Annotated in this window: 6 protein-coding genes; 3 read left to right on the plus strand and 3 right to left on the minus strand. The window is 56.0% G+C overall.

The window, feature by feature from the left end; all coding sequences use genetic code 11:
• Nucleotides 1–888 (minus strand): esterase/lipase family protein (locus VGE80_RS04290; RefSeq protein ID WP_440591793.1); only part of this gene is annotated, 888 nt, incomplete at its 3' end.
• Between the two features lie 489 nt (nucleotides 889–1,377).
• Here VGE80_RS04290 and VGE80_RS04295 point away from each other — a divergent pair.
• Together VGE80_RS04295 and VGE80_RS04300 are read left to right on the plus strand one after the other, a co-directional pair.
• Complete coding sequence (locus VGE80_RS04295; RefSeq protein WP_397569148.1) at nucleotides 1,378–2,625, plus strand: CinA family nicotinamide mononucleotide deamidase-related protein; 1,248 nt, start codon at nucleotides 1,378–1,380, stop codon at nucleotides 2,623–2,625.
• A 190-nt stretch (nucleotides 2,626–2,815) separates the two neighbouring features.
• Complete coding sequence (locus VGE80_RS04300; RefSeq protein ID WP_373653201.1) at nucleotides 2,816–3,007, plus strand: hypothetical protein; 192 nt, start codon at nucleotides 2,816–2,818, stop codon at nucleotides 3,005–3,007.
• 399 nt (nucleotides 3,008–3,406) lie between these two features.
• On the opposite strand, the gene VGE80_RS04305 is transcribed toward VGE80_RS04300, so the two are convergent.
• Entirely contained in the window at nucleotides 3,407–3,748 is a 342-nt protein-coding gene (locus VGE80_RS04305) for a hypothetical protein (RefSeq protein WP_440591794.1), read from the minus strand.
• A 192-nt stretch (nucleotides 3,749–3,940) separates the two neighbouring features.
• A complete protein-coding gene (locus VGE80_RS04310) occupies nucleotides 3,941–4,480 on the minus strand; it encodes a hypothetical protein (protein WP_373653203.1) in 540 nt (179 codons plus the stop codon).
• 215 nt (nucleotides 4,481–4,695) lie between these two features.
• On the opposite strand from VGE80_RS04310, the gene VGE80_RS04315 reads away from it, so the two are divergent.
• Nucleotides 4,696–5,723, plus strand: a 1,028-nt coding sequence (locus tag VGE80_RS04315; RefSeq protein ID WP_440591795.1) for a thiamine phosphate synthase, incomplete at its 3' end; no start/stop codon positions are given.

Here is a 5,723-nt window from a genome sequence, read left to right on the forward strand (position 1 = left end):
GCCGAAGTCGGATGCGCCCGGTAGCTTGGTGCTGTCGACCGTGACAGTTCCATCGTCATCCCCGGGAATCAGGGGATTCCATCCGCAAGCCGTTCCACTGGATCCGGCAATCACGGCAAACTCGAATTTCGGCACAGGAAGCTGTGGAATCAGTCCGTTCGAACGGGTTCCCAGCTGGCGTGCACTTGGCCCCCCTGCGGTTCTGAGCAGCCAGCTTCGGCGAGTCAAATCAGCCAGTTCCGCACCTTGATTCGGTGTCCCCAGCATCACCATCCGTTTGATCCGGGGATCATCAAATTCCTTGGTGTAAGCTCGAACGACCAGTCCACCCATGCTGTGGACGACGAAGTTGATTTCGCTGACTCCGTCGAGCGATTGAATCACCTTGTCCAGGTTGCGCGCGGCCTCGGGAATGGAAATCTGGGTGCTGGGATAATCAAACTCGACCGTCTGGTACCCTGCATTCTGCAGACTCTTTCCTAATGATGTCATACAGCGGGAAGATTGCAGCAGACCGTGAATCAGGATCACAGCAGGCCCGTTCTTCGGCGCGAGATTTCGTTCGCGAGCGATCTCGTCCAATACGGTCCGACACTCGGCGAAAGTCCCATTGGTATGACGCAGGCTTTCTGGATCAATCAAACGGCACTGTCCGCTGAACACGTTCTGCTGGATCCGCCATCCACTGCAGTGGTAAATATCGCCCCAGAACTGACGTCCCCCCGCCGTTTTCGACTGCACCGCATCTTCGGCTTGTCGCTTGATGGTTTCGAACCATGATCGCGACAGCGATTCTTCGGCAGAGAACACCAAGCTGCTCAGCGTAACATGCCCGGTCAGCAGCAAGATTGTGCAGCCGTAAAAGCGTAGGCGAGAAAGAAAATCCATACCTGACCTCATCCTGACTCCGACCAAATTCTTGATTTTCGGCTCTCGGCAAACCGTCAGGGAATTGTTGTCAAAGTTCCTGTTTTAGGAAAGACGATTCCCGAATCGTCGCAGCAGTCGCTTTCCTCCAGCAAGAAGGAGCATTCAAATGTAACTCCCCAATTCCTCTTGATTTACGCGATGGAAAAGGCCTCGTCACCCCGAAGCGGTACGCATGGCTCAAGCATTATATCCCGCCCCGAGTGAATTATTCATTGGATTCAGACCAAATGGCAGAATTGAACGCGTTGCCTGAACGATCGAGAAGCGATTAAACTTCTGATCTGCCCACCATGACCTCGCCGAAAGCGGCTGCCGATAACCAATAACACTCGGAATCAGGGAACGTCGATCAGCCGCCCCGGAGCAAATACGATGAAAACACTCCTGCCGCATTGATCGATTTCACGATCTCGTCCACGCGAACGCTGAATTTCCAGAGAATTTTCCATGCATGCCGAAATTATCTCCGTTGGAACCGAACTTACAGCGGGGACTAAACTCGATACAAACAGTCAATGGCTGAGCCTTGAACTGGCAGAAATCGGTATTCCGGTTCTCGCACATATGACGATCGCCGACGAGCTGGACGAGATGGTCGGCGCGCTGCGGACGGCGGCCGAGAGATCCGAAATCGTGCTGATGACCGGAGGGCTAGGTCCCACTCTGGACGACCTGACGCGCGATGCCCTCGCCAAATTCGCCGGCGTCGAACTGATTTTGCACGAACAGTCGCTCGAATACATTAAATCCATGTTCGCCAAGCGAAATCGGCCGATGCCCGAGCGAAACGTGATGCAGGCGATGTTTCCTCACGGCAGCGACCCCCTTCCCAATCCCCGCGGGACCGCTCCCGGGATCTGGATGACATATCGACGCGCAGATGGAACCCTCTCACACATTGCGGCGATGCCAGGCGTCCCCAGTGAGATGAAGCAGATGTTCCGGCAGCAGGTTCTTCCCCGACTGGACGGAAGTGGACAAGTCATCCGCCGGGCCCGAATCAATCTTTTCGGAGTGGGGGAATCACAGGCAGAAGAAGCACTGGGCGACCTGACCGCCCGGGGACGTGACCCCGACGTCGGCATCACCGTTCACGAAGCGACGATCACTCTCCGCATCACCGCCGCCGCCAGCTCGATCGATGAGTGTCATCAGAAGATCGAGAAAACTCGCGAAATCGTGCTGAACCGTATGGGAACATTGGTCTTCGGGGTGGAAGACGAAGAACTGGAACATGCTCTTGTCCGGTTATTGAAGCTGCGCCGCGCATCGCTCTCAACGGCCGAATCGGGTACGGGGGGACTGCTGGCTCACCGACTGACCGGGGTTCCCGGGTTCGAATCGTGTTATATGGGAGGGGTCGTCGTTCCCACGAATCTCGCCAAACGAGAACTCGTTTCGGTCGACCCGATGTTGATCCGTCAGTACGGACCGATCAGTCAGGAAGTCGCGCTGGCCTGTGCCAAAGGATGTCGCCAGCGATTTGGGACACATTTCGCCCTCGCGGTGACGGAATGGCCCAACTTTGATCCGGACGATCCCCTGGCACCCTTCCCCGCATCGTTTGTCGCCCTGGCCGGTCCGAAGCATTCCAAGGTCGAGAAAGTCCAGCATTTCGGCGACCCTGCGATCGCGAAAAGCAGAACGGCGAAAGTCGCGATGAATATGCTGCGCCTGTATCTGATCGAAGGCTGAAACACGGACACATCTGGTCGGGTTCTTCGAGGCAGCTTTGTCGCCAGAATCCGCGCAACTTTGAAAACACGCGGAAAAAGTGAATCGGCTCGCTTCCGCCGTATCGCCTGAGCTATATTATGGAAGTGACCTTCGCCGATGATCAACATCGGCGACACGCTCGTGCAGATCGACACAAGGAAGAGGCCGGATGGCAACCAATCTCGGAAAAAACCTCATTTTCGGATCATTCGGAGTTGCGGGCTTCGTCGCCATTCTGGCATTGCTCGATATGATTCTCGGCGTCCCTTTCGCCAAATCCATGACGATGGACATCCTGTTCCTGCTGAGCGCGGCCATCGTGGGATATCTGGGCTGGGACGCGTTCAAGGACATGAGCTGACCTTTCACGCGATCGGAAGCCGAAAACGTACTCCCCAGTGTGTACGGGCAGCAGACAGACGCCTCAGCCCTCGACTTGAATAGCGTCAGTCTCGTATCTGGCGGTGATCACGCCCACCCACGAAAAAGAACGACATCGAGAATGTTGTGCTCGCTCTAGGCGGGCCACGTCTGAAAGCGTTTCGGCGATCACGCGCAGGGCGTTTTGGTCGCACCCGCCTGACAGAAAGAGACCGGCATTAAAGACCGGCACGGGGCCTGCTCCGGGATCGATTGCAGCCGCCCCGGAGTTTCTTACCCGCTAAAACCGATCCATCATCCCGCGCATCCTGCTGGGGGATGATGAACTTTCTCTAACGGAAAGTGCCAGCAGCACGCTCCGTTTCGAAGCCGACAGAGCTCAGTTGCTCCATTCCGCCTGGCTGTCGGTCTTCTTGACGTAACCGAGACTGCGGACGACTTCGAGAACTTCGCTCCATGTGGGGAACATCCGACCGCTCTTCCGCTTGTATTCGTCCATTGCTTTCATGAATTCGACTTCGTCGAGGGTGTAATCCCGCTCACAAGTCGTCGGATCGATCATCTTGCGGCGTTCGACCTTACGTCGAGGTGCGGCCTCGAGCGGTGCCGCGACGGTTTCTGCATCGATCTCTGAACGAGAGCGACGTCCCCCCACTCGGCGATTCTGAATTCGGCGTTGGACGGCGGCGAGTTCGTTGGTTCCACGAAGACTGGTGATCATGATTCTAAACCTCCACTGATAGCGTTGGGTCGGACAATCCTTTGCTGTGAGTCGCTCCCTCGACCCGATAATTATGACCGCAACTTTTCTGTTAAAGTGGAGTGTAAAGATTGCAAAACAATGTTCATGAAAGGAAACATTGTCGCGCATCGGATGAATTCGGTTTTACCGGATTTAACGAGCGACTTTCGACTATCTTCGATCCATCACCCCGATTTTCTCACCTTTGATCGGGTCCAGACGTTCGACGTCGATGATTCGCCAGTTTCCACCCTCTTTCTGAAAGCTTAACACGCAGCGAAACGGATGGTGACCAGTGAATCCCATCACGGAAATCGTTGCATTCGCGCGAAAGTGAACTCGACCTCGAGAATTCTGATTTGTCAGTGTCGTCTTAAAATCTGTCAGCCGCAGATCGTCGCCGACCTCCACCAGAGCCATCGCCTCTTGACAGAGGAGTCTCAGACCCGGCGCCGACGCAGCAAAATGGTCGAGTGCAGCGGGGTCGCGCCGACGGAATTGATTGCAGAGGTCGACGACCTGCAGCTGCAATTTCTCTCCATCCGTCACAATCATCCGCTCGACCCCGTAGACAACGCCGATCATCCCTAGCGAAACCAGAGCCAGCACTAGATACAGACTTCGCCTGTCCGAATTCCATAGTCCCAGAAATACGATGCCTGCCACAGCGCAAATCAACATGGGAGGCCACGCATTTTCAGTAAACCACATAGCAGATCTCATTTGGGGACAGGTTGGACAGAGGGGTCAAGACATGACGCCTTGATTGTACTCATTGTCCAGAAGAGTGGAACCCCATGTCTACGTCCATGGAATGGGGTTGTTCAGCAGATTTGTACATCGTGTCGTCGGACGTGAACTATCAGCACAAAAATTTCCTTCTACAATTTACGGTTCAAATATAGCCCTCTCTCGGGAAGCTTCTGATGACAGATGTTCGGCTCGACGTTTTTCGGATTCTGGACGCCTCGGCCAACCGCGCACGAGAGGGACTGCGGGTGATCGAAGACTTTGCCCGTTTTATGCAGAATGATGAGACGCTCTCGCGCCGTCTCAAACAGCACCGGCATGAACTGACCGGTATTCTGTCCGAGCTTCCCACCTCAGCCCTGCTTTCAGCCCGCGACACGGTAAACGACGTTGGGACAACGATTTCTGTTGCCACGGAATACCAGAGAACGTCGGCCGACGATGTCGTCCAGGCCGCGTTCAAACGCGTGCAGGAGGCGCTGCGAAGTCTGGAAGAATTCAGCAAAGTGGTCGATGCAAAGCTTGCTGCGCGCTTTGAACAGCTTCGCTATCAGCTTTACACGACAGAAAAGGTACATGGCACCGATCAGGATGCCCGGCAGCGTCTGGATGATCAACGGGTTTATCTACTGATCACGGCCGCGGCTTGCGACGGCGGACCGGAAGCAGTCGTGAAAGCGGCACTGGACGGAGGCGTTCGACTCATTCAATCTCGCGAAAAATCGCTCTCGGACCGGGAATGGCTGCAACTCGCACGACAGCTGCGGGCATGGACTGCCGCAGTGGGAGCCCTGCTGGTCATTAACGACCGGCCTGATCTTGCGGTGCTTTGCGATGCCGATGGGGTTCACGTCGGACAGGAGGAATTCACAGTGGCGGAAGCCCGCACGATCGTGGGCCCAGAACGGCTTGTCGGCGTATCGACGCATTCGGTCGAACAGGCCCGCCAAGCGGTCCTGGAGGGAGCCGACTATCTGGGTGTGGGCCCGACCTTCCCCAGCACGACCAAGTCCTTCTCCGACTTTCCCGGTCTGACACTGGTTCGGGAAGTGAGTAAGGAGGTATCGATCCCCTGGTTCGCTATTGGCGGAATCGGAACGGGCAACGTGGCGACGGTCGTTGGTGCAGGTGCCCGGCGAGTTGCGGTCAGCAGCGCCATTTGCAGTGCCCCCTCCCCCATGGCCGCCGCTCGAGCCTTGATTGA

This window comes from Schlesneria sp., assembly GCF_036405755.1.
GTDB classification, from domain to species: Bacteria; Planctomycetota; Planctomycetia; order Planctomycetales; family Planctomycetaceae; genus Schlesneria; species Schlesneria sphaerica.

Bases quoted from the DNA above. Each gene is read 5' to 3' on its own strand.
- VGE80_RS04295 (WP_397569148.1), top strand. From the start codon at position 1,378: ATGCATGCCGAAATTATCTCCGTTGGAACCGAACTTACAGCGGGGACT.
- VGE80_RS04300 (WP_373653201.1), top strand. From the start codon at position 2,816: ATGGCAACCAATCTCGGAAAAAACCTCATTTTCGGATCATTCGGAGTT.
- VGE80_RS04305 (WP_440591794.1), bottom strand. From the start codon at position 3,748: ATGATCACCAGTCTTCGTGGAACCAACGAACTCGCCGCCGTCCAACGC.
- VGE80_RS04310 (WP_373653203.1), bottom strand. From the start codon at position 4,480: ATGTGGTTTACTGAAAATGCGTGGCCTCCCATGTTGATTTGCGCTGTG.